The organism is Mucilaginibacter agri (assembly GCF_009928685.1).
Taxonomy (GTDB): Bacteria; Bacteroidota; Bacteroidia; order Sphingobacteriales; family Sphingobacteriaceae; genus Mucilaginibacter; species Mucilaginibacter agri.
Map to the genome: position 1 here is coordinate 1 of NZ_WWEO01000035.1, position 25546 is coordinate 25546.

Here is a 25546-nt window from a genome sequence, read left to right on the forward strand (position 1 = left end):
TAACAAAAACGGATATACAGAGAGCCAGTAAGGTCAGATCAACAAAGGGTTTGCTTATTCATGTTTTTGGTAAAATTGCTGCCGCTTTTATTTATCTTGTCTTTTAACCCTTGATTCGCATACGTAATATTTTTCGGCCGGCGGATATGTATCGCCCGTACGACTGGCTAAATTTTATGCCTTTTGTTATCGTTATATTGGTACTCACCAATATAAGCCTGCGCGACCCCGGTGCTATCCAACGGGCACTTGCCGATAGCTCTATAAATTGGTTTGTTGACTCGTCGCAAGCGGGTTGGTATTATGGGCTATCTATTGCCAAATCGGTATTGTGGCTATTTTACACCTTTTTGCAAAGCATGTGCATTATCAATTTCGAGCGCCGCAGGCATGCTACACCATCGCGTTATAATTACAGGTTAATTAACTGGTTAAAAATATTCAACATCACACTTATCGTTTTATTTAGCTCGCTGTTAATTCAACGCTTTATAGATATTACCTTCATCAGCCTGGATTTTGTGAGCGATACCACCATGTCGTTTATCTTGTTGCTTACACTGGGTTTCCTGGTTGCTAATCCTCATATTCTGTATAGTTTAGAACATGTTGGCCTAAACTTAACCATCGAACCACATGCCGAAACAGAATATGTTTATCCAAAGATTGCCAAGCAACCTAAAAACGAGGAAGAAAAGATAATTCTTGTAAAGCAACTGTTCACCACAAAAAAGAAGGAAGAATACCTGTTAATATTAGACGATGTGCTGACTCAAAGCCGCCCTTACCTTAATAAAGGGATAACAGTTAAAGACCTCTCAGAACTAACCGGCATACCTGCGCATCATTTATCCAGTTTGATAAGCAGTGAGTTTAATCTGCATTTTCAAGACTTTATTAATCTGCGAAGGATTGAATACCTGAAAAGCAACATCAATGACATCGGCTGGCGACAATTAACCCTCGAAGGTATTTGCTGGGAAATTGGGTTTACTTCACGTACTACCTTCTTTCGTGCTTTCATTAAATTTACCGGGCTATCGCCATCGGAGTATTTTAACAATCTAAAAAAAAACCGTCCGAAGGCCTCATGAACTGGCAAACGCCTATTCAGCCCAGATAACTATCTCGCCTCTCATAATTATTCTAACGACCGCTCTCCAATGAGCTGTATGATCTAAACCAGATCATACAGCGTTAAGTAATGATAGATTTACCCACAAATTCTTGTCGACCCAGTGCGCTATAATCCGCGGTGAGGGATGCGCAGGTCTGCATTGTGTTCATCACCGACTCGTTCTTGTCTTTAAAATATAGTGTTGCATATTCTATAATTTGCCAAATTTTAAATGGTCATCTTTTTTGATGTTTCAAATTCTAATTTGGTACTTCAAAACTTCCAAAAAACTTCATTATTAATAAAAATCACTCAAGATTTGTATGTGCTGAGTATTAGGGGTAGATCGGCACATGTTTTTCATAAGTAGTCAGCCAGGCCTTTTGGCCTGGCTATTTTTTTTAAGCCTTAAATTTTGAAATACCAAAAGGTTTATCTTTAAGCAACGTACACCATAACAATTCAAAGTACTTATGAAAATCGCCGTTTTTAGCACCCACGATTACGACAAGGTTTATTTCGAAAAACATAATACAGGCCACGAGCTAAGTTTCTTTGCATTTCCGCTTAATGAGCAAACGGTATCGGCAACCAAAGGCTTTGATGCTATTTGCATATTTGTTAACGATACTGTGAATGAAGCGGTGCTGGATGCACTGCACCAAAATAATGTGAAATTAATAGCGTTGCGCTGCGCCGGGTTTAATAATGTGGCGATTACATATGCAACGTCGCTTAATATTCCAACAGTGAGGGTACCGCAATACGCCCCCGAGGCTGTTGCAGAACACGCATTGGCGCTTATTTTAACATTGAACAGAAAAACGCATAAGGCCTATAATCGCATTAGAGAAGGTAATTTTTCGCTCGAAGGATTAATGGGTTTCAACCTGTACCAGAAAACAGTAGCTGTAATAGGTACCGGCAAAATAGGTAAATCGTTTTGCTGCATGATGAGGGGATTGGGCTGCAAGGTTAAAGCATACGATATAGTGGAAGACGAAGAACTTAAAGCGCTTGGGGTAACCTATCACTCTTTTGAAGATACCATTGCGGATGCAGATATTGTATCCTTGCACTGCCCTTTAATGGATAGCACAAGGCATTTGATCAATACTAAATCGCTGGAGTATTTTAAGCATGGCGCTATGCTGATTAATACCAGCAGGGGAGGGTTGATAGAAACCTGTGATGCTTTAGAAGCATTAAAAACAGGAAAGTTAGGCTACCTGGGCTTGGATGTATATGAGCAGGAGGCTAATCTGTTTTTTCACGATCACTCGGAGGATATTATTCAAGACGATCTGATTATGCGGCTTATCGGTTTCCCTAATGTGATCATCACTTCGCATCAGGGCTTTTTTACTCAAGAAGCCATGACCGAGATTGCCACAACAACTTATGAAAATATAGATGCCTTTGTTAAGAACGAGCCCTTGATAAACCGGATATAAGTTTTGGCTAAGGGCTGATTTAAATAAACGATTTTTAAAGGGCTGTTTGTTGAACTTAAAATAATATGGTTATGAAGCCTAAGTATTTATTCTACATTATTTTAATGGTGATGATTCACTATGAAGTAGGCCGGCTGATAAATGCCGACGAGGAACAAGATGAAGTTAGCGAATCGAATTATGAAAAAAGCGTAAAGCTGGATAGCGATAAAAATGATAAAGACGCATTCAGATATGGGGTTGTACATAAAGTACGGCTTATTAAACGACAGGAAAACCACGCCCACAGATTTAATGTGTGGAAATAAATATTTTCATCCTAAATCCAAAACAAGCCTTCGGTTTTACCCTGAGGGCTTTGTTTTTTAAAACTATTAATATAAATGTAAGGTTATGCCTTTAATAGCTTGTAAATAAGCATATTTAATAATTGTAAAAGTTTGTAACATGCCACGTTGGTTAAAGATCGTATTAAAAATATTAGGCGGTATTATTGCGCTTGTCATCGTTCTTTTGCTGGCAGTTACCATTTATATTAATAGCAATAAGGCAAAGTTGCTGGCCAAACTTAATACAAAGCTTAACGAAAAGATAGACGGTTCACTTTCTATTGGCGATATATCCATCTCGTTGTTTAAAAACTTTCCTCATGCATCCTTATCGCTGGACAATGTATTGGTTCGCGATAAAAAATGGATGGAGCATCACCATACCTTGTTAGATGCTAAAGACATGGATGTAGTTGTAGATGCCGGCCAACTTTTGTCGGGCACGATTAGCATAGACCATATCGATATCAGCAACTCGGCAATCTATATCTATTCCGATTCAACTGGATATAGCAATACATCCATTTTTAAGAAGAGCAATAAACCTAAAACGCCATCTGGCAAAAGCAGTCTGGAAGCAGAGTTGTCTAACATTAACCTCAACAACGTAAGCCTCACGATAGATAATCAAAAGGGTAAAAAGCTTTTTAAATTTGATGTAAACCAATTAAAAGGGAAAATGGATTTTCCCGACTCGGGGTGGACGGCTAAGGCTTATTTAAAAGTAACGGCCCGAAGCCTGGCTTTTAAAACGGTACACGGCAGTTTTATTAAAGATAAAGTAATAGAGGGCGATCTGGTAGCGGGCTCGAACCATACCACCGGTAAAATCAATGTAACTTCGAAAAACTTCAATATCGGAGGTGATGTATTTAAACTTGATGCATTGTTTGCCCCAGCTAAGGTTTCAAAAAATTTTACATTCCATTTGGTTGCCGACAAAATTCTATGGAAAAGTGCAGCTTCGCTGGTATCGCCTAACATCTCTAAAACACTTTATAAGTTTAACCTGGATAAGCCTATTTCGGTTAACGCCCTGATATCTGGCAACTTTAGTGGCGGCGACCCTCTGCTGTACATTACCACCGTTGTAAGAAATAACACCTTAACCATACCCGGTGCAGTTATTAACGACTGTAATTTTGATGGTATGTTTACCAATAATTACGTTAAGGGGCAAGAACTGGGCGACGAAAACTCCATCATCAATTTATACCGTTTGGAAGGCAGATTTAGTAATGTGCCATTTAAAATTGATACCGCCAGCGTTATTAATCTTACTACGCCGATTGCGCAAGGTAATTTTCATGCAAGATTCCCGCTTACGGATCTAAACCAAACCTTTGCCAGGGTTATTAAATTTAACGAAGGCTCAGCCGATGTAAGCATGCGATTTAAAGCCGATGTGGTTGCGTTACAAATTAACAAGCCCTACGTTGCCGGCTACATTAACCTCAATAACGCTAACTTTAATTATATACCCCGTGACCTCAATTTAAAGAACACCTCGCTATCCCTGCATGTAAATAATGGTAACCTGGTTATCAATAACATCAGGGTTCAAAGCGGGCGCAGCGTGGTGCAAATGGAGGGTAGGGTTAATAACTTTTTGAACCTGTATTATAACGCGCCCGAAAAGCTGATCGTAAACTGGGATATCAACAGCCCACAGCTGCACCTCGCCGAATTTTTGGGCTATTTAAACAGGCGCAAATCTGCACCGGTTAAACCTGCACCAAAAGGAAGCACGGCAGCTACCGTAGATAAAGTGAATACTATTCTTGATAAATCGCATGCCGAACTGCACATGCATGTAGGCAAGGTTTTTTATAAAAAGTTTTTAGCCACCAATGCCAACGCCGATCTGCTGCTGTCTGAAGATGGCATCGAAATGAAAAACATTACTGTTAACCACGCAGGAGGGGCGCTGGCCATACGTGGCCGAATCCTGCAGGATAATGTGTCGAACCGGTTTAGTATAAGCACTGTGGTAAGGCACGTGGATATTCACGAGTTTTTTTACGCTTTCGATAATTTTGGCTTAACTGCGCCAACCTATAAAAATTTGAAAGGGTATTTATCTGCAAAGGCAATGGTAAACGGGAAATTTGACGGTAAAGGAGGAATAGCGCAAAAGTCTATGACAGGGAACGTGTTACTAAATTTAACGGATGGTGCCCTTATTGATTTTAACCCGTTGAAAACAATAGGTAAGATTGCCTTTCCATTCAGAGACCTTAATAATATAGAGATCCCGAATCTTGATGGAGATTTTGATATTAATGGAGATAAAATAACTATTAAACCGATGCAGATTTCGTCGAGCGTAATTAATGCCGACGTTGAGGGGGTGTATAGCCTTGGTCGCGGTACAAATGTGGCGATCGATGTGCCACTACGGAACCCTAAAAAGGATTTATCGATTACCGATAAGGCCGAGCGGCAGAAGAAAAGATATAAAGGCATCGTGATCCACGTAAAGGCGCAGGACGATGGCACCGGCAAGGTTAAAATGAGCTGGAATAAAGACCACAAAAAAACCTAAAGTTTACGGCGTTAAATATTAAACTTTTATATTCAGACCGGGTTAAATTATTATAAATGAATTCGGGTTCTGAGCAGCATAAATCTAAAACAGTAGGCTTGGCCTTATCTGGCGGTGGTATACGGGGGGTGTCGCATTTAGGCGTTATACAGGCGCTAACAGATCATGGGATTCGATTTTCCCATATCTCTGGTACAAGCGCAGGTGCTATCGGTGCTGCATTTATTGCGGCGGGTTTTGCACCGAAGGACGTATTGAATATTATTAAAGAAACCAAGCTGCTCAAGCTGTTGCGTCCTGCCTTCGGCAGTACGGGTTTGGTTTCCATATTAAATGCCCGCTTCCTTATCGAAAAATACATTCCACATAATTCCTTTAAAGAACTGGAAACCCGCGTAACTATTGCAGCAGTCGATCTGGGTTCGGGCAAATTGGTTTATTTTACCGAAGGCGATCTGGATATTGCCATATTGGCTTCCTGCTGCTTGCCAGGGATCTTTAGGCCTATTGTTATTAACGACCGTATGTATGTAGACGGCGGTATCCTCAACAATTTCCCTGTTGAGCCATTGGTAGGCAACTGCGATGTGATCATTGGTTCATCGTGCAACCACCTGCCCGAGATCACGGAGATTAAATCTTTCGGCAACCTGATAGACAGGGCAGCCATGATCGCCATAAACTCCAACCTTGGCGTGCACAAAAATCTGTGCGATTTTGTAATTGAACCACACGGCTTAGGTGGTTACGGCATATTTGACACTGGTGCTGCCGATGAAATATTTATGATAGGCTACGAGGAAGGCTTAAAAGCTATAAAAAATAACGGGAAGCTCGCAGCCCTGGTTGCGGAGCAAAAACAGCACTAATGCAATAACGGGCTGGTCATGATATTTTTAATTAAAATTTATGTCCGATTATTTTTCTAATGCTCACGAGATGCGCAAATAATGCAGTGGGAACCACAAAGGACGGCAACCAAACAAAGGGGAAATAAAACAATGCAATATTAGGCTGCTCGAAACCAAATTTTTGGATAGCGAAAGGAGCAGATAACACAGCAGTTACCACAATATTGCCAAGCAATATTAAACAAGCAATATTCCAGGCTAATAAGATTTTTGGGCTTAGCGACTTTTTAATATAACCGAAGTAATAAATAGCTGGCGCCGTGATTCCTGCGAGGATGTCGAAGTTTCTTCCGGCAAAAGTCATCACCTCTGGTACTGCTTTGTGCAGATATAGCCAGTACAGGGTTAGTTCAACCGGTATACGTACCAGGTGTAGCAGGGTAAGCGTTTGAGGAGCAAAGCTATCTATAAATCTCCGGCCTGCTTTTGTAATAAATAATACCACGATCAGCAAAACGGGAGGTATTAATAGCAGAGTAAATCTTGGCGGCGTACCCGAGCTGTTTTTGTAAAATCCGGAGAGGCTTACTATCGTTTGTAATGCCAACCACAACAGTGTTACTATTATTAATGGCTTAGCATAATTACTTGCTTTATAAAATAAGGCTACAGTAAGTAGAGTGGTAATTACAAATGTGGCGGGGATGTAAATGGGTAAAGTTTCCATTGTCTGTGTTGATTTGATATGACAAAGGACGGCAATCGGTTATAGCAGCATCTTGCCAAATGGCAAGAAAGAATTACGTGTTATTTCTTTGACATTGCTGCGCGAATGCGGCTTAGAGAAGTATCCGTAATACCGAGGTACGAGGCGATATGTTTTAAAGGCGCATGCTGCAAAATCTCGGGGTTTGATTTTAATAAAGAGAGATAACGTTCTTCGGCGGTTTCGGTAATGGCAGAGAGCATTCTGTTTTTGAACGACGCGAAGCTATTTACCAGCACAGACCGACCAAACTCCCGAAACTCGGGCAGCGTGTGAAAGAGTTCGTTAAGTTGTTTAAAGGTGATAAACCAGCCTTCGCAATCCGTTAGGGCTTGGATGTTTTCTTTAGAACGGGTACGGTTAAAAAATGAAGCTACCTCAAAAACCATTTGCCCGGGTACGTAAAAGGTGGTAGTAACTTCTTCGCCCGCGGTGTTTTGGGCAAAAGCGCGCATGTAGCCCTGCTCCAGGAAAAGGTATTCGTCGCAAATTTTACCTGCCGTAAGCAGGTATTGGTTTTTTAAGAGTTGCTTATGCTCAAACTGATCTGCGATGGTGTTAGCCGTCGACAAGGAAACCAGGTTGGTACTATGAAAAAGTTGAGCCAATGCCTCTCTGTTCATATAACTAATTTATGAAATAAAAGTCTGCGGGCAGCTGGCCTCATGCTTAGTATTACCGCTATTAGGTCATAGCAAAAGAGGCCGTCTCACCATTTTGGGGGGCGGCCTCCTCCTGATTTAGCTCACATGGTATACCACATGATGCGCCTCCCATAAAGCAGGCACTTCCAACTTATGAGCCAGTTTATCCAGAACTATCGGCGGGACAATTGCCTCCCGATTTCTATTCTGACTGTGTAGGTTTTGATGAGATACTTCCAAGTAAACTATCGTCACTTTTACTTTATAAAGCATAAACAATTCGATTAACTGCATGCGCATTTGGCTAGTTGTATTAGTAGCATTCCATACAAAAGATTGATGCTTGCGCAGATAAATTCGGGCTTGTTCTTTTGCTTCTTGTATTACTTGCCCGTTACCCGTTTTATCAGTCGGCAAAATGCCCTTTTTAACACGAATATCATCAAGCGAAACGAGCGGCCAGTCAGCATAATGCTTTTTTATATAACTGTCCTTTCCTGCCCCGGGTAACCCACTCATTAAAATAACTTCCGCTAACGGTTCTTCAAATGGCTCGTAATTCAAATAAGCATCATCATGTTGCAAGTAGTACATTTTTGCTTTGTCGGAACTGAACTCACGGGCTTTACCCCAACAATCATTTTCCTGACAAAGGGCTTCGAAACAATCGATACGATAAAGCATTTCATCCTGATCTTCACAAATACGGCCAAGCATATCGGCACGGGCCAGTAATGCCAGCCACTGTGTGTTTATTTCCATACTGGCCTTTACCAATGCTTTTAATGGGTCGGGCTTTTCAAATAGCCATATCGGCAAGCCATGATAGCGTACCAATCCTACTATCTGTTCGCGGATGGCAAATGGTGCCGGATTATCCATATAGAACAGTTGCCTGCTAAATTGAGCGCCTTTGCGGGCGTGACCATTTGATGTAATGCTGCCATCTGCCTCAATCACAGTGGTGCTATATTTCTCCACATCGTGCAATAAGGCAGCAGCCCATAATATCTCCCTATCCTGTTCGGGCAGGGCCACAAATGTAGGCAGCTTTTGCAACGACTCCAATACCATTTGTGTGTGGATAGCGACATTGCCTTCTGCATGATAGCGCGGGTCCTGCGGTACATCATTCATACGTTTAAGCCAATCAAAGCGCTGTTCCAGCAAGAACCAGGCTTTCTGATTACTAAAGGTCCACATGTTGCCTCCCTTCATTTACTAGTGCTGAGCGTTTCCAGTTCCGTGTCCAATGGGCATCAGTTTTAACGTGCCCTTTTCGTACGTACTTAAATACATTTTGCGCAAATGATTCTACAGGATAGCTATCCGCGTTACGGCTAACGATGCCTTCCATGGTCGTTGCTTTTTGATCATGTACGTCATAAGGATCAAAGATCCCGGGTCCGTTTACCAGTGTTAGTATTTCGGTTTCAAAAATTTGCTGATCTGTTGGCTTTGCTTCTCTCTTCACTACTGGCACGGTAGGTAAATCAAGCATGTTGGCATAAAACTGAGTTTCCTCCCAACTCAACCATTTATCGTGTTCGCGGATGCCGAACACATAAAAATGATGTTGTAGTTTTCTGTATTCGATGGAGTGAATGGCGTACAAGTTCTCCCCGAAAATTTCCAGATCTCCGAGATCATTCTTGATTAACTGCCAAAAACGCCGGAGATTTCCAGTCCAGGCTGATGCTGTTGGAGCAACATGCGAGCGGGCAAAAACGCCAAGTTTAGAGAGACAATTATTCTCACCATCCAGCTTTTCTGTATGTATAAGATTAGGTATGCACTTTAAGTGCTCCCAGTAGTCGTGCGCTATACGGTCATCGCTCGTGGTGCCCGGCGAAAACGGGTAATGATAGGTACGACCATATTTTTGTGATATAGCCATGTTTTTAGATTAAATAAGAAAATAGATTATCGCTTTCTTCCCTGGAGTGGGAAAAATCATAAATAAATTATGCGATGGCGATTACATGGCTCAAAGCTTTATAGCGTGTTATATTACAAATGTAAATAAATTATTTGTCATCGGTTGCAAGCATAAAAAGCCGGTAGCCCTAAGAGTGTTGGGGACGTTTGGATATTTAATATGAGAAAAAGTGTATACTTTATCGTTACATAATTGCACAATATTTAACCTAAAAGAAATTCAATAATGCCCTAAATTTAATGGGGAATAAGCCGAAAAAACCGAGACTAGAAGTAGGCATTCATTTTAATCACAATTACCATGGCTTTTGACAAAAATACACCCATGGGCAAAACCAAAGCGGTTGCCATGCAAGACGATAGTCTGGGAGCTGACACCAGCGAACAGCCAAGCATTTCGGATATCGTTAGCGACATCGTTGACGATCAGGAACCCGAATCAGAACCTGCCGGAGAATAATTTAACCGGAAGTAGTTTAAAAGTTTGCCTTCTTAAGTGTTGCCCTGTTTAGGGTATTGTAAATACATGCGCCTAAATCTAAAAAGCAGACTGACCTTTGTATGTATTTTAATATGCATAGGCGCACCTGCGTTTGCGCAGATTATAAAGCAGGATAGCCACAAATTTTCTGACGATACGGCAACTGTTGAGTCGCTGCGCAATAAAAGCCGAAAGTTGCAATCATCAAGGCCGGATAGCGCTTTAATTTACGCGGAGCAGGGACTTAGTCTTTCCAGAAAAATCGGTTTCAAAATAGGTGAAGGTAACTGCCTTAACCGCTTAGGTGTGCTTTTTTGGAAAAATGGCAGGTACGACCGCGCTTTATCATTTTTACTTAGCTCCTTAAAATTGCGGGAAGAAATAAACGATCGTTTGGGCGTTTTAAAAAGCCTGAACGATATTGGGATCATTTATGCAGATCAAGGCGATAACGTTAAAGCCCTTACCTATCATTTTAAAGCCAAAGCGGTTGCAGAATCACTTCATGATAAAAAGAGGTTAAGCATTGTATTATCAAATATTGGCAATTGCTATCTTAAACTAAACAAAATTGAATCGGCATTAAGTTACGAACTGCAGGCATACGCCATACAGCATCAACTAAATGATAGGGCTTCGATGCCCAATACCCTTTCTATATTGGGAGATATAAATTATAAACTCGGTAATATTCCAATGGCGCTGGAGTACTACCGTCTAAGCATTCCATACGCCATTGAAAATGACGACCAGAGCGCTATTGTAGATACTTATAATAGTATGGCCAAGCTATTTAATAAGACTAACCAGGCAGATTCAAGCCTATATTATGCCCTGAATGCGCTTAAAACAGCAAAAAGCGCCGCTTATGCCGAGGGCATCTATAACTCCAGTAATATCCTTACAGAACATTATCAGGGCAAAAATGAGCATCTCGAACTAACGTATTATAAACAGGCGGTTGCGGCAAAAGACACCATGTTTAACGCTCAAAAAATAAAAGAAGTACAAATTTTAAGTTTTAATGAAGCAGAGCGCCAGCACGATCTGGAAGAGGAAAGGCAGCACGAGAATGAGCAAAGGCTTATCAATCTCCAGCTTATAGGGATAGCTATATTTATTCCGATGTTTTTTTTGTGTATGCTATTGTTAAGCAAAAGTCGTGTCCATCGCAGGGTGATAGAGTTTATGAGTGTGTTATCTCTATTAATGTTTTTCGAGTTTGTTACATTACTTATCCATCCGCTGGTGCTTTTGATCAGTAATCATTTACCGGCGGTCGAATTATTGATATTGGTTATTTTAGCAGCAATTTTAGCTCCTATACATCATAACCTTACACATTGGTTGCGCGAAAAATTAGCGCATGTACAACATCATTCTCATCATTCCAAAAGTGCCGAAACAACAGAAAACGACTGACAAAAATCCGCTTAAAAACATCATCCTAATATGGTAATGCTCCCTGAAGATGCTCTTGAGAAAAGTTGTACGGGCAACACCACTGTTTGATATTCGGTGTTGCTGCGGTTGTTCTTTATAAGATCTAAAAGCATTTCGGCGGCCTTCTTTCCCATTTCAAAACCAGGTTGGTGTACAGCGCTTAAAGCAGGAAATGTTAATTCTGCCAGTTTAGAATTGGTAAAGCCAAAAAGAGCCACCTCATCCGGGATTTGAATTTCCCTGCGACGTATTGACTGAAATACCTTTGTGGAAACGTTGTCTGTTGCTGTGAATATCGCATCTGGTCTATTATCAAGCAAAAACAACTCGTCAATCGCATTTTCAATTTCGCAGTCGTTTTCACCATCATGCATACAATATTTTATTGTGGCTTCGTTAGCGATAATCCCGTTTTGGGTCAATGCTTTAAGATACCCGGCCATCCTTTCCACGGTAATAGAGTTATTGGCTGGTCCGCTTATAAATGCAACGTTCTTATATCCCGAGTTAAGCAGTTGTGAAGTGGCCTCAAATGCACCCTTAAAATTATCTGCTACCACTTTATGAGAATCTATTCCCTGATCTATGTTGTCAAAAAACACGATGGGAAGACCGGCGTCTTTAATGCGCTTTAAGTAGGTGGTATCTGTGGTCCCGGCCGCTAACGACATCAATATTCCATCAACCGAGTTTCGGGTGAGGTGAGCCACCTGCATTTTTTCGAGGTCGTAAGACTCGTGACTTTGCGTAATGCAAACATTGTAGCCGCTTTGGTAAGCTGCAGACTCAATTCCATTGATCACTTGCGAATAGAAGGGGTTCTCGACCGTTGATAATACAACCCCAATGGTTTTACTTTTCCCGTTTCTAAGCGTGCGTGCAATAGTATCGGGCCGAAAGTTTAGTTCCCGGGCATATGCAAGGATCCGCTCTTTAGTAACTGCATTAATTTCGTGATTGTCGCGTAGGGCACGCGATATTGTCGAGGTCGACATGTTCAAATCATGTGCGATCTTTTTCAGGGTGATCTTGTTACTCGGGAGCATAAGAAATATAGCTAGTGTCTGGCAGTTAAAGATCGTTTACTTCTCTACCGCTTTTGATTAAGCAATTAGCCAATAATTTACTGAATCAAAGGGGGGCAAATCCACAATAATAGGGGGAGAATTTAACAACAGGTGATGCCGGTTGATTAAAGCATAACGTACAGTGCGGTCTTTCTGAGAATAGTTATAATTGTTAAAATAACGATTATTAAAAAAGTAAATATTTTTTCACTTAAGTATAGTAAAGTCGGATTGGAGATATTCAAATTTCAAAAATTTTAACCAGAATAGATTGCAGGCTCAGAGACCTCTCCCAAATCGAATTTGTGCGATTTTGACAGAAAAATAAAATTATTCGTCAACAACATGCGTATAAAACTCTGCTTTATAGGATTGACTTTAATGTAATTTTAAGTTATTATTGCGATACCAATAATTGCCGCTAATTCAAATGCTTTGAGAAATACGTATTTTTTATTAAGATACTTTTTTACACTTATTGCAATTTTTTTGTTACTAATGCCCTTAACTTCGATTGCTCAAAAGGTTAAGTATCTTGGTATTGAACAAGGATTGTCCAATAATGCTGTAACCTGTATCACCCAGGATCAATACGGCTTTATGTGGATGGGAACTTATGATGGGCTTAACAGGTATGACGGGTATCAGTTTAAAATTTTCCGTAACCTGTGGGGCGATGGAAAGTCGCTAACAAACAACCATATCAAAAGTGTTTTTGCCCATGGGAATAGCATATATGTGGGTACACAAAAAGGCTTAATGTATTATTGTTATACAGATGCCCAGTTTCATAATCTTTATTATAAAAAGCAAGGTAGCAGGCAACCGGTTAAAGTAAGTTCGGGTATTAATCAAATTATCGGCGACGGGCTTGGTAATACTTATGTTGCTACCGAAAATGCAGGACTGCTTGTATTCCGAAAGTCGGACACCGTAGCAACACAAGTACCGCAGAAAACAACATACAGCTACAGTGTACAGGGAATTACGTTAGATAATAATAACGGGCTTTGGTTATTTATTAACGGAGTAGGCCTGTGCCGATATAAGCTAGGGGCGGAAATGAAAGTTGAGGCCGACGTTAGATTTTCGGCAAACTGCCTGGTTGCGGATGGGGCTGGCTCGATATGGATAGGTACCGATAATGGCTTGTATACTTTTAATGTTGCGAGTCACGCCATAGATCGTTTTGATACGGTTATTAAACTAAACAGTGCAAATATTTTCAACCTTTTCTTCACAAAGCAACGCGAGCTGTGGATACTAACTAATGGTGGTGGTATAAACATCTGGAATATTGCGCAGCGTAAACTGAGCGCGCTTTTACCTGGCGAAACCGACCATTCGCTGCGCAGCGGGGCAATTACGTCGGGTTTTGAAGATAATGAGGGCCGGAAATGGATCACTACGCTTCGTGGCGGGGTAAACATTATTGACAACAAGGAGATTCCGTTTCATCTTTATACGCACGATGCGTTTAACAAAAACAGCGTTATAAATAATTTTGTGCAGGCTTTTTGCGAAGATGAAAAGCACAACGTTTGGATTGGCACAGATGGCGGAGGCCTAAGCTATTGGGATCGGCAAGCCAATCATTTTACCGGTTTTACACACCAGCCTGGCACTGCGTCTTTAAGCAGCAACTTTGTGGTAAGCATTCTTAAAGATCATACCAACAGAATTTGGATTGCAACTTTTAGCGGGGGGATTGATGCCTTTGATAACGCTACAAAAGAATTTAAGCATTATAGTTGTTTTGACCCCTCGTCGCAAAAAGAGGAAAAAAATTTCTGGAAATTATTTGAAGACGCCCAGCACAATATCTGGGCAGGCAGTACCTGGGGTGGTGCTCTATATAAATTTAACCCCGAAAAAAACAGGTTCGATCTCTTTGATGATCAGCTCAGAAACATCCATACCATTTACCAGAGCCATGATAATAAGCTTTGGGCCGGAGATTATAGCAATCTGATCAATATAGATCCTGTGAGCCACAGAAATAAAGCTTTCACCATCGGCCAACCACTCCGCGCTATTGTAGAGGACGCGGCACACCACCTGTGGGTTGGAACAGAGGGGGGCGGGCTTATTAAGTTTAATACAGCAAACAATACATTTAAACGCTACACGGCCGCAGATGGATTACCAGGTAACTCAATTCTTAATATACTGGTTGACAATCGCGATAATTTATGGTGTAGTACTTATAACGGCCTATCGAAATTTGATCAAAAAACCGGTAAAATTTCTAACTATTATGCATCAGATGGGTTACAAAGTAATCAGTTTAGTTACAACGCGGCATTAAAGCTAAATAGCGGTGAAATGCTGTTTGGCGGACTGAAGGGGTTCAACTCATTTTTTCCGGATAGCATCCGTTCCTACGTACACGAACCCCGCTTGCAGCTAACCGATTTTAGAGTTAATAATTCTTCGATAGAAGGTAGCCATACCTATAGCGGCAACAAACCATTGTACGAGGTTAAGAACATCACTATACCGTATAACCAAGCCACAATTACGGTTAATTACACTGCCTTAGAGTATTCTTGCCCCGAAAAAATCTCCTATGCCTATTATCTCGAAAAATGGGATCATAATTGGAATTATGTAGGTAAGTTAAAAACAGCCTATTACACCCGGCTTAACGAAGGCACTTATACTTTAAGAATAAAAGCCACCAACACAGAAGGCGTTTGGACTAAAAAAGAGTTGGTGGTACTTATTACCGTTTTGCCACCCTGGTACCGCGCGTGGTGGGCTTATTTATTTTATATCGTTATTTTGGGTTCGGTTACTTATGCATTTTGGCTTTACCGTATCAGGCAAACCCGATTAAAATATGAAGTGCAAATTGCCAACCTGAAGGTTGAAAAAGAAAAGGAAGTGAATGAAAAAAAGTTATCCTTTTTCACCAACGTTTCGCACGAATTCCGTACCCCGCTTACCTTAATTATTAACCCGATAAAGGATTTGCTTAAATCGGATAAAGAGCACGCCGAAGAATTAAATATCGTTTACCGAAATGCCCGACGCTTATTAGGCCTTGTTGATCATCTGCTTTTATTTAGGAAAACAGAAAGTGAAAGTGCTGAATTAAAACTATCCAAGGTTAATTTTACAGATCTCTCCCGCGATGTTTATACCTGTTTCATTCATCAGGCCAAGATTAAACAGATCAATTATGTTTTCGAGAGTGAGCAAGATTTAGTAGAGTTATATCTCGACCGCGAAAAAATAGAAATATCCTTGTTTAACCTGATCTCCAACGCGTTAAAGTTTACGCCAGACGGCGGGCATATCCATATCACTATTCGGCAAAGCGAAGAAATGGTATATTTTGAAATTGCGGATAGTGGAATTGGTATCAATGTTGATGTAGGCGAAAAATTGTTTGATAAATTTTACCAGATAAAAGACACTACTTCTTTAAAAACCGGCTTCGGCATTGGCTTATACTTGGTAAAAACATTTATCGCCCATCATTTTGGCACCATAAATTACACCTCGAATGCAAACGGGGGAACTACTTTTACCCTCTGCCTGCCGCGGGGGAAAGCACACTTTGGTAATCAGCCTATTTTAGAATCGGCAAGCCAGGGGTATTCTTATGCGGTAGAAGAATTGATAGACCATAACAACCATGAAAGCCATACGGGCGAAGTTGCCACGGACGACCTGGCATTGTTGATCTCGGATCGCCAGTCGATTATGGTTATTGACGACAATCAGGAGATCAGGACTTATATTAAAAAAATCTTCCAGGCAGACTATGTGATCTATGAAGCAGGCGATGGCCAAATAGGCTTGGAGCTCATAAGGCAGAAACTGCCCGACGTAATTATCAGCGACATTGTGATGCCCGGTTTAAGCGGCCTAGAGTTATGCAAAACCATTAAACAAGATTCGGCATTGAGCCACATCCCTATTATTTTATTAACCGGCGAGTCGGAACCAAGTATACGCCTGCAAGGTATAAAGGAAGGCGCGGTTGACTTTGTTAATAAACCCTTTGATAAAGAGTTATTAGTGGCGCGTGTGCGCTCTATTATCAGGAACAAATCTGAACTGCAAAATTATTTCTATAGCGAAATTACACTCAAAGGGAAAAATCGGAATGTGTCTGAAGAAAACAAAGAATTCTTATATAAATGTATTGACATCATCGAAAATCAGTTGTTAGATCCCGAGCTGGATGTAAATGTCATAGCCGATCGGATTGGCATGAGCCACTCTTCTTTATACAAAAGAATTAAGTCTGTTACCGGGCAATCTTTATCTGCGTTTATAAGATTTGTTAGATTAAGAAAAGCAGCCGAATTAATGATCAATACTAACTGTAATGTAAACGAAGCCGCTTTTCAAACGGGCTTTAATGATATGAAATATTTCCGTGAGCAATTCAACAAGCAGTTCGGCTTAAACCCTTCCGATTTTATTAAACGCCATCGCGCGGCGTTTCAAAAATCTTATACCCTAAAACACAACCTGGTCTAGCTAAACCCGCGAAATCATAATTTACCCCCTTATTTTCCTAATTTACCCCCTACCTCCCAAGTCAAAATAGCCTTATTTCGTTGTGCCAGTTATTTCAAAGAGCGGCTTTCACCGCTCTGTTTCACCATTATAAAACCAATACGAATGAGGAAAAAATTTACTATTCCCAATTAAACCAATGTTGTATTCCGCCAATGGATACAGCGCCCCCAACAAATTTTAAAAACCAAAAAATCAAATCATGAGAAAAAAGTTTACTTATTTCATTGTGTTTACGTTGATCATAAACGTAATACTTTGCACAGGTCAGCAAGCTTTTGCACAAAACACAACTTATGTGTTAAAGGGCAAAGTAGTTGACAGCAAAAACCAACCCTTACCCGGAGCATCGGTAAAAGTTGCGGGTACGCAACGCGGTATTACCACAGATGGAGATGGAGGGTTTACCCTTAACCTAAGCGGCCCTGAAACCTTAACCGTTTCCTTTCTCGGGGCCGAAACGCAAACTGTACAGGTAACCAGCGCCAGCAAAAATATTACGGTGCGGCTTATGGATAACGGCAAGCAACTAAACGAGGTAGTGGTAGTAGGTTACGGTACGCAAAAGCGATCTGACGTAACAGGTTCAATCGTTTCCGTACCGAAATCTCGTTTAGAGAAATTACCCGTTACAAACGTCTTGCAATCTATAGAGGGTGCAGTTGCCGGCTTTACCGTAACAACCACTTCGTCTATCCCAGGTTCGCAACCCGCGGCATTGGTTAGGGGGCAGAACTCTATAACCGCAACCTCCGGCCCTTATGTAGTAGTTGATGGTATTCCGTTGAGTAAAAGCGGTGGTTCATTAAACGATATCAACCCTAACGACATTGCTTCGGTAGAGGTACTGAAAGACGCTTCGGCAACCGCTATTTATGGAATGAACGGATCGAACGGTGTTATTTTGGTAACAACCAAACGAGGCAACACAGGCAAGCCGGTTATTCGTTATAGCGGTTACGCAGGTTACGAAAATATTTCGCACATGCTTACTCCGCGCGACCCTGCTTCGTTCACGCAAAAGTACCTGGACTACCTGTCGCAAACCGGCGGTAAACAGCAGTTTCCTGAACCGGTTTATAATAACGGTGAGCGTGCAAACTACGACGCCGGAATTACCACCGACTGGGTTAAAGAAGCCACGCAACAAGGCTTCATGCAAGACCATAACGTGAGTATCTCTGGTGGTAGCGAAACTTCTAAATATTTTATTTCCGGCGATTACCTCGACCAAAAAGGCGTGGTGAAGGGCTATCAATACAACCGTATCAGCATTCGCTCTAATCTGGATATGAATGTTACCGACTTTTTAACCATCGGTACTTCAACATACTTTGCAAATAATAACTATGATGGCGGCCGTGCTAACTTGCTATTCGCAACAGCGATGAGCCCATATGGAACCGAATATAATCCAGACGGCACTTACATGATCTATCCGCAATCGCCTGAGCAATTGTATACTAACCCAATGCTTGGTTTAACCACAGATCAGATTAACAGAAGCGTAAACATTAGCGGTAACGGCTATGCTGAGGTAAAATTTGGCGGTGCTATAAAAGGTTTAAAATACCGTTTAAATGCAGGCTATAACTATTTGCCTACCCGTGTTGATAGCTACAGCGGGCGATTGGCAAATACACCGCTTGGTGCAGCCAGCGCAGCTAGTTCCGAAACGCAAGCATATACTATCGAAAACCTTCTTTACTATGATCGTGATTTCGGAAAAAATCATTTAAACTTTACCGGGTTATACAGTGCTCAACGCCGCAAATATTTCACATCTACGGGTTCTGGTACAGGTTACATTAATGATGGGTTATCTTTCAATAATATAGGCGTAGGTAATACCTTAAGTTCATCATCTTACGCTGATCGTTATGCCGCCAATTCGCAAATGGGCCGTATTAACTACAGTTACGATAGCCGCTACCTGTTAACACTTACTGCCCGTCGGGATGGATCTTCTGTTTTTGGTGCAAATACAGATAAATATGGTTGGTTCCCATCTGCAGCAATTGGCTGGAACATCAATCGCGAAGCCTTCCTGAAAGACTCTAAAGTGGTTGATAACCTGAAATTGAAAGTGTCTTACGGAAAATCGGGTAACGAGGCTTTGCCGGTATACAAAACAATTACTACCGATGGTACAGTCCGTTTTCCATTTAACGGGGTTAGCACCATCGGCGTTCAGGCAAGCAACCTGGGTAATGCCAACCTGCATTGGGAAAATACCAAAAGCGCTAACGTCGGCGTAGAATACTCCTTATTTAAAGGCCGTATAGCCGGTACAGTCGATTTGTATGACGCTAATACTTCGGGCTTGCTGTTAAGCCGTGGTTTACCAACCATAACCGGTTATACCTCTGTATTGGATAATATTGGCAAAACCAATAATAAGGGTATCGAGGTTTCGCTTAATACTCAAAACATTCAGGGCAGAGATTTTAAATGGGAAACTAATATCGTTTTTGCAGCTAACAAAAATAAGATAGTAGATCTATACGGCGATGGTAAAGACGACCTGGGTAACCGCTGGTTTATTGGAAAGCCAATTGGCGTAATTTATGATTACACCATGCAGGGCGTTTGGCAGCAGGGCGAAGATGCATCTAAGCAAGACCCGGGCGCTAAACCTGGCGACTTGAAATTTGCCGACATCAACCACGACGGTAAAATAACCGCTGATGATAAAAGCATCTTGGGCCAAACAGCGCCAAAATGGACTGGTGGCATTACAAACACATTCCACTACAAGCAATTTAACCTAAGTGTGTTTATCCAAACCGCGCAAGGTATCTTGAAAAACAATGCTGATTATAACTATGCCGATGAGGCAGGCAGACGTAATACGCCTGCAGACATTGGCTATTGGACACCTACAAACGGCAGTCAGGAATTTCAAGGATTAGCCTATACCAACACACGCGGCTACGGCTATCCGCATAATGGAAGTTATACCCGCATAAAAGATGTTACGCTAAGTTATGTGTTTCCAAAAGCGGTGCTCGATAAAATGCACTTAGGCGGCTTAACCGTTTACGCCAGCGGCCGCAACCTGCACACCTTTACCAGCTGGATTGGATGGGATCCGGAAGATAATTATTCGACCCGTGGCTCTGGCGACTGGACCAATAACTATCCGCAAACCCGTACAATCATTTTAGGACTTAATGTTTCATTAAAATAGCAAAATTAAGACGATGAGAAAATATTCATTGGCGATGGTTGCCGGCATGCTTGCCTTAGCTATCACATCTTGTAAAAAGAACTATCTGGACGAAAAGCCATATTCATCATATACTCCACTTACGTTAACCGATTCGTTAGGTTTCGAAGCTTCGGCTATAGGCCTTTATAACTACGAAACGGGTATTTTAACCTATTCAAGCCGCCAGGGATGGCCTAGCGTATGGCAAGTAGGTACCGACGTGGCGAACGCAACAGCTCAGCAGGAAGGGATAGAAGTACCTTATTATAACTATGGTTTGTTAACTAATACCGACGCAGCTGCTCAGTATATTTGGACTAAATATTATGCTTTGATCAATAACGCTAATATCATCATTAAATCTGCCGAAGACCCTGCAACTACCAAAATCACATCTATTGGCAAACACCAGGTAGAAGCCGAAGCCAAATTTTTTAGGGCTTATGCTTACCACAACCTCACCACGCTTTTTGGTACGGTGCCATTGGTTACCGAGCCTGTTTCCAGCTTCCGTGCTGATTTTACACGTGCCCCGCAAGCTGATATCGATGCTTTGATTACCGGCGATCTTACCTACGCCAGCACTTACCTGGCCGATTTAAATGCCACCGGTGGATTGACAAATACACAGGGTAAGCCAGTGTCGCGTGCCAATAAATACATGGCCATGCAACTGCTTGCCGAAGCCTATCTGCGAATGGGTAAATACGATCTGGCAGAGCAACAAGCCCAGGCTGTAATTAATAGCGGCAAATTCAATTTGGTAAATGCACGCTATGGTGTGCGTGTAAGCGGAGCCGGAGATTATTATTCTGACATGTTTGTTTATGGTAACCAGCGCCGCTCGCAAGGCAACTCTGAGGCCTTATGGGTGCTGGAGCAGGAAAACTCTTCGAAGGTAGTTGGTGGTAACGTAGATAACGCTCAACAACGCCGGGTTTGGGGTGCAGCTTATTATGCCATACCAGGTATGCTGCCTTGCGACTCTTTAGGCGGCCGTGGCATTGCCAGGTTGCGTTTAAGCAACTGGGTAATTTATGGCCTTTATCCTGCGGGCGATATGCGTAATTCTGAAAACAGCATTAAGCGCCACTATTACTATAATGATCCATCGCCTACATATAAAGCTTTGTATGGCAAACCAGTGCCTTACGCAGGTGCCGATACTTTATTTAGAATTTGCCCAAGTACTACCAAGTGGGGTGCGTTTGACCCTAATGATACGTTTGGCTATGCCATGATAAAGGATTTTATTATGATGCGCTTGGGAGAAACTTATCTTCTATTGGCAGAGGCACAGATTCAACAGGGTAAAACGGCATTGGCTGCTAACAATATAAATGCTTTACGTACCCGCGCAAAAGCTCCGCAAGTTACCGCAAGTCAAATGACGATGGATTTCTTACTTGATGAGCGCGCTCGCGAGTTAATTGGCGAAGAGAACAGAAGGCAGACTTTGATGCGAACCAAAACGCTGGTTGACCGTGCAACGCGCTTAAATAGCAATGATGCTGTGCATCCAACCACTGGCCTGGCGACTAAGAATTTACTATTGCCAATTCCGCTTTCCGAAATTCAATTGAATAAAGATGCAGTTTTAACCCAGAACCCTGGATATTAAAAACGCAGGCGTAAAGCTGCCGGACGTCCGGCAGCTTTATCTTTATAAAAAAATAAAAATCAAATGTCATTCCGGTATATTCTGTTGTGTTTATTTATTGGCCCGCTTTGTTTAACTGCAAACGCGCAGTCGGGTTTGATCGCTAATGATGGGTGGGCAGCTAATTCTGTTAACACCGTAATTTTCCGTAAAAACTCGTTGGTAACTGCAACCGGCTATCAATACGTTGCCTATTATGACTCGGCCCAGTTTGTAGTATTAGGTCGACGAAAAACAGGAAGCATTGCCTGGCAAATTAAGCGAACCCTATTTAAAGGTGATGCAACGGATGCCCATAAGTCTATCAGCATTATGGTAGACGGGAATGGCTATTTGCACGTAGTTTGGGGGCAACACAACAATCCGCTTAACTATGCTAAAAGTACAGCTCCATATACACTCAATTTATCTGGCAGGTTATCAATGGTCGGTAACAAAGAATCAAAACTAAGTTACCCTGAGTTTTATAAACTGGCCAACGGTAACCTGCTTTTTTTATACCGCGACGGCGGCTCTGGCAACGGAGATTTAATAATAAACCTTTATAACACAACCACTCAAAAATGGGAGCGGTTACAAAATAATTTGATAGATGGGGAAGGGCAACGCAATGCCTATTGGCAAACCGCGATAGACCAACGTGGCACCATCCACATCTCCTGGGTGTGGCGCGAAACGCCCGATGTTGCCAGTAACCACGACTTGGCTTATGCCTGCTCTAAAGATGGAGGCATAACCTGGCAAACTTCAACAGGCGAAAAATACAAGCTCCCTATCACAGCTGCCAGCGCCGAATACGCTTGCAAAATTCCTCAACAAAGCGAACTAATTAACCAAACGTCGATGTTTGCCGATGTCCAGGGCCATCCCTTTATTGCTACTTACTGGAGAGAAGCGGGTCAGACAGTACCGCAATATCACCTGGTTTATAAAACCGGCGACAAATGGCAGGTAAATAACCTTGGCTTTCGCAAAACAGCTTTTAGTTTAAGCGGTGGAGGTACCAAACGGATACCAATATCTCGCCCGCAAATTGTAGCCTGGGCGAATGGAAAGTCGACAGCCGCTGCACTGATATTTCGCGATGAGGAACGCGGAAGCAAAGTTTCGGTTGCCATCAGCAGTGATGTTGCCGGATCGAACTGGACAGTCAGCGATCTCGATAGCCGGTCAGTAGGTTCTTGGGAGCCAACTTATGATACCGAGTTGTGGAAAAATAAGCACGTGCTGGATCTCTTTATACAAAACAACACGCAGGTTGATGGTGAAGGGCGGGCAAATATACCCTCGCAGCCCGTAGAGATTATTGAATGGAAACCTTTGAAAAAATAAAAACATGTACCAACTAAAAAGTGGCTTATTTTTCTTTTTGCTGTGTTTTGCGTCTATGCTTGCCATGGCTCAGCAGCCGCAATACCACGTCGACAAGAAATTGCTGAAAGCGATTGACCGGGATTTTGCAGTTGCCGACACTCAATACCATACTTTAATGAAACGCCTGCCTGCAGAGCGTTTCCCCAAAACTTACTTTGCTGCTAAAGATAGCTTTGCGGTTAGCGGACCGGAGTGGTGGTGCAGTGGATTTTATCCCGGCACTTTGCTCTACATCTATCAGCAAACACACGATGCTGCGCTACTAAATGAAGCTAACCGGACATTAGATATGTTAGCCTCACAGCAGTACAACAAAACCACGCACGATCTGGGTTTTATGATGTACTGCAGTTTTGGCAACGCCATTAAAATGGAACCTAAACCTTATTACAATAATATATTGATCAACAGCGCTCGGTCATTAGCATCGCGTTTCGACCCGAAAGTAGGCTGCATCAAATCGTGGGATTCTGATAAATCCGAATACCTGGTGATCATAGACAATATGATGAACCTCGAACTGCTGTTCTGGGCAACAAAAGTTACAGGCGATTCCAGCTTTTATAAAATTGCGGTCACTCATGCTAATACAACCTTGAAAAACCATTTCAGGAAAGATTATAGCTCCTACCATGTAGTTAATTACAACCCACAAACAGGTGAAGTGCAAAAGAGACGTACCCAACAAGGTTATGCTGATGAGTCGTCCTGGGCACGCGGCCAAACCTGGGGGCTGTACGGCTACACTGTGATGTACCGTGAAACAAAGGACAAGAAGTATCTGGAACAGGCGAAACAAATAGCGCAATTTATACTCACTAATCCGCATCTACCTGCAGACAAAATTCCTTACTGGGATTTTGACGCGCCGAATATTCCTAATGCACTACGCGATGCCTCGGCGGCTACAGTTATGGCCTCGGCATTGTTAGAGTTATGCCAGTATACAGATGCTAAAACAGGCCAATTATACTTTAACACGGCCGAAGCTATCATTCGTAACCTATCTAAGTCGCCGTATCTAGCCGCAAAGGGAACTAATGCAGGTTTTATTCTGCAACATAGTGTAGGCAGCCTGCCCCAAAATTCGGAAGTGGATGTACCGCTTACCTATGCCGACTATTATTTTATGGAGGCGCTTACACGTTATAAACAATTTGACCGACCATGAAGAAGTTAATTGCCTTGCTTTATTTGTGTGCCAGTGTTGCGGGCATTACGAACGCACAGACTACCGATACGCTGCATGCGCCGTCGCCCGTGTTGCCCGGTGTTTATGCCGATCCTAACATTGCGGTATTTAACAGCCGCTTTTATATCTATCCCACAACAGATGGAACAACCGGTTGGAAATCCACCTCGTTCACCTGTTGGTCTTCAGCTAATTTAATCGATTGGAAAAACGAGGGTGTGATACTTGATTTACCGCGAGATTTAACCTGGGCAAAAGAGCGCGCCTGGGCGCCAACCATCGCTTTTAAAAACAATAAGTATTACTACTATTACTCGGCCGATGTAAATATTGGTGTTGCTGTTGCCGACAAGCCAACGGGGCCATTTACCGATCCAATTGGAAAGCCATTGATTCCAAAAGGAACGCGCCGCGGCCAAATGATAGATCCCATGGCTTTTGTTGACGATGATGGGCAGGCCTATCTTTATTTTGGCCAGGGCCAGTGCAACATAGCAAAACTGAGTGCCGATATGGTCAGTTTGGATACCTCAAAGATTGTTTCCTTTAAACCAGAGGGCTATAACGAAGGCCCTTTTATGATCAAACGTAAAGGGATTTATTATCTCATGTGGTCGGAGTACGATACCCGCGATCCGCGTTACTCCATCGCATATGCCACCTCGACTTCCCCTATGGGGCCTTTTAAAAAGGCAGTAGGTTTTCCGGTGTTAAAAGGAAAAGGCGTGGTAAAAGGAGCGGGCCACCACTCGGTTGTGCAGGTACCGGGCACCGATAATTGGTATATCGCCTACCATCGTTTTAAAATTCCGGATGGCAATGGCTACAACCGGGAAACTTGTATCTCTCCATTACATTTCGACGCTAACGGCGATATACTCCCCGTGGATGTTTTCGAGAAAATTAAGCCAGTAAAAATTAAGCTAAAAAGATAAGTG

Annotated in this window: 18 protein-coding genes; 13 read left to right on the top strand and 5 right to left on the bottom strand. The window is 42.2% G+C overall.

The window, feature by feature from the left end; translation table 11 throughout:
* Window positions 1-146 precede the first annotated feature (146 nt).
* The 5 genes from GSY63_RS01920 to GSY63_RS25205 all read left to right on the top strand — a co-directional run bounded on the left by GSY63_RS01920 (window position 147) and on the right by GSY63_RS25205 (window position 6314).
* A complete protein-coding gene (locus GSY63_RS01920) occupies window positions 147-1094 on the top strand; it encodes a helix-turn-helix domain-containing protein (RefSeq protein ID WP_208094436.1) in 948 nt (315 codons plus the stop codon).
* A 496-nt stretch (window positions 1095-1590) separates the two neighbouring features.
* A complete protein-coding gene (locus tag GSY63_RS01925) occupies window positions 1591-2571 on the top strand; it encodes a 2-hydroxyacid dehydrogenase (RefSeq protein WP_166584135.1) in 981 nt (326 codons plus the stop codon).
* Between the two features lie 71 nt (window positions 2572-2642).
* Window positions 2643-2879: a hypothetical protein gene (locus GSY63_RS01930; RefSeq protein ID WP_166584136.1), complete on the top strand. Its 237-nt coding sequence runs from the start codon at window positions 2643-2645 to the stop codon at window positions 2877-2879.
* Window positions 2880-3018: 139 nt separating this feature from the next.
* On the top strand, window positions 3019-5445 hold the full coding sequence (locus GSY63_RS01935; protein WP_166584137.1) for an AsmA-like C-terminal region-containing protein: 2427 nt from the start codon (window positions 3019-3021) through the stop codon (window positions 5443-5445).
* 56 nt (window positions 5446-5501) lie between these two features.
* Entirely contained in the window at window positions 5502-6314 is an 813-nt protein-coding gene (locus GSY63_RS25205) for a patatin-like phospholipase family protein (protein WP_166584138.1), read from the top strand.
* Between the two features lie 31 nt (window positions 6315-6345).
* On the opposite strand, the gene GSY63_RS01945 is transcribed toward GSY63_RS25205, so the two are convergent.
* From GSY63_RS01945 to GSY63_RS01960, 4 genes are all read right to left on the bottom strand, one after another.
* On the bottom strand, window positions 6346-7023 hold the full coding sequence (locus tag GSY63_RS01945) for a hypothetical protein (RefSeq protein WP_166584139.1): 678 nt from the start codon (window positions 7021-7023) through the stop codon (window positions 6346-6348).
* Window positions 7024-7103: 80 nt separating this feature from the next.
* Window positions 7104-7685 (bottom strand): Crp/Fnr family transcriptional regulator, encoded by a 582-nt coding sequence (locus tag GSY63_RS01950; protein ID WP_166584140.1) that lies wholly within the window; start codon window positions 7683-7685, stop codon window positions 7104-7106.
* A gap of 117 nt (window positions 7686-7802) precedes the next feature.
* Entirely contained in the window at window positions 7803-8924 is a 1122-nt protein-coding gene (locus GSY63_RS01955) for an AAA family ATPase (protein ID WP_243749131.1), read from the bottom strand.
* On the bottom strand, window positions 8896-9603 hold the full coding sequence (locus GSY63_RS01960; RefSeq protein WP_166584141.1) for an RNA ligase family protein: 708 nt from the start codon (window positions 9601-9603) through the stop codon (window positions 8896-8898). The genes GSY63_RS01955 and GSY63_RS01960 overlap by 29 nt, the downstream gene beginning before the upstream one ends.
* Before the next feature lie 342 nt (window positions 9604-9945).
* Between GSY63_RS01960 and GSY63_RS01965 the strand changes: the two genes are divergently transcribed.
* On the top strand, window positions 9946-10104 hold the full coding sequence (locus tag GSY63_RS01965; RefSeq protein WP_166584142.1) for a hypothetical protein: 159 nt from the start codon (window positions 9946-9948) through the stop codon (window positions 10102-10104).
* A 66-nt stretch (window positions 10105-10170) separates the two neighbouring features.
* Window positions 10171-11547 (top strand): tetratricopeptide repeat protein, encoded by a 1377-nt coding sequence (locus GSY63_RS01970; protein WP_166584143.1) that lies wholly within the window; start codon window positions 10171-10173, stop codon window positions 11545-11547.
* Window positions 11548-11567: 20 nt separating this feature from the next.
* Here GSY63_RS01970 and GSY63_RS01975 read toward each other — a convergent pair whose 3' ends face one another.
* Window positions 11568-12614: a LacI family DNA-binding transcriptional regulator gene (locus GSY63_RS01975; protein WP_166584144.1), complete on the bottom strand. Its 1047-nt coding sequence runs from the start codon at window positions 12612-12614 to the stop codon at window positions 11568-11570.
* Window positions 12615-13133: 519 nt separating this feature from the next.
* Here GSY63_RS01975 and GSY63_RS01980 point away from each other — a divergent pair.
* The 6 genes from GSY63_RS01980 to GSY63_RS02005 all read left to right on the top strand — a co-directional run bounded on the left by GSY63_RS01980 (window position 13134) and on the right by GSY63_RS02005 (window position 25543).
* Window positions 13134-17132: a hybrid sensor histidine kinase/response regulator transcription factor gene (locus GSY63_RS01980; protein ID WP_166584145.1), complete on the top strand. Its 3999-nt coding sequence runs from the start codon at window positions 13134-13136 to the stop codon at window positions 17130-17132.
* A 241-nt stretch (window positions 17133-17373) separates the two neighbouring features.
* The gene (locus GSY63_RS01985) at window positions 17374-20361 is read left to right on the top strand and encodes a SusC/RagA family TonB-linked outer membrane protein (protein WP_166584146.1); all 2988 of its coding nucleotides are present in this window, start codon (window positions 17374-17376) and stop codon (window positions 20359-20361) included.
* A gap of 13 nt (window positions 20362-20374) precedes the next feature.
* Window positions 20375-22003: a RagB/SusD family nutrient uptake outer membrane protein gene (locus GSY63_RS01990; protein WP_166584147.1), complete on the top strand. Its 1629-nt coding sequence runs from the start codon at window positions 20375-20377 to the stop codon at window positions 22001-22003.
* A gap of 63 nt (window positions 22004-22066) precedes the next feature.
* Window positions 22067-23374: a BNR repeat-containing protein gene (locus GSY63_RS01995; RefSeq protein WP_166584148.1), complete on the top strand. Its 1308-nt coding sequence runs from the start codon at window positions 22067-22069 to the stop codon at window positions 23372-23374.
* A gap of 4 nt (window positions 23375-23378) precedes the next feature.
* A complete protein-coding gene (locus GSY63_RS02000; RefSeq protein WP_208094437.1) occupies window positions 23379-24587 on the top strand; it encodes a glycoside hydrolase family 88 protein in 1209 nt (402 codons plus the stop codon).
* The gene (locus tag GSY63_RS02005) at window positions 24584-25543 is read left to right on the top strand and encodes a family 43 glycosylhydrolase (RefSeq protein ID WP_166584149.1); all 960 of its coding nucleotides are present in this window, start codon (window positions 24584-24586) and stop codon (window positions 25541-25543) included. The genes GSY63_RS02000 and GSY63_RS02005 overlap by 4 nt, the downstream gene beginning before the upstream one ends.
* Window positions 25544-25546: the final 3 nt, after the last annotated feature.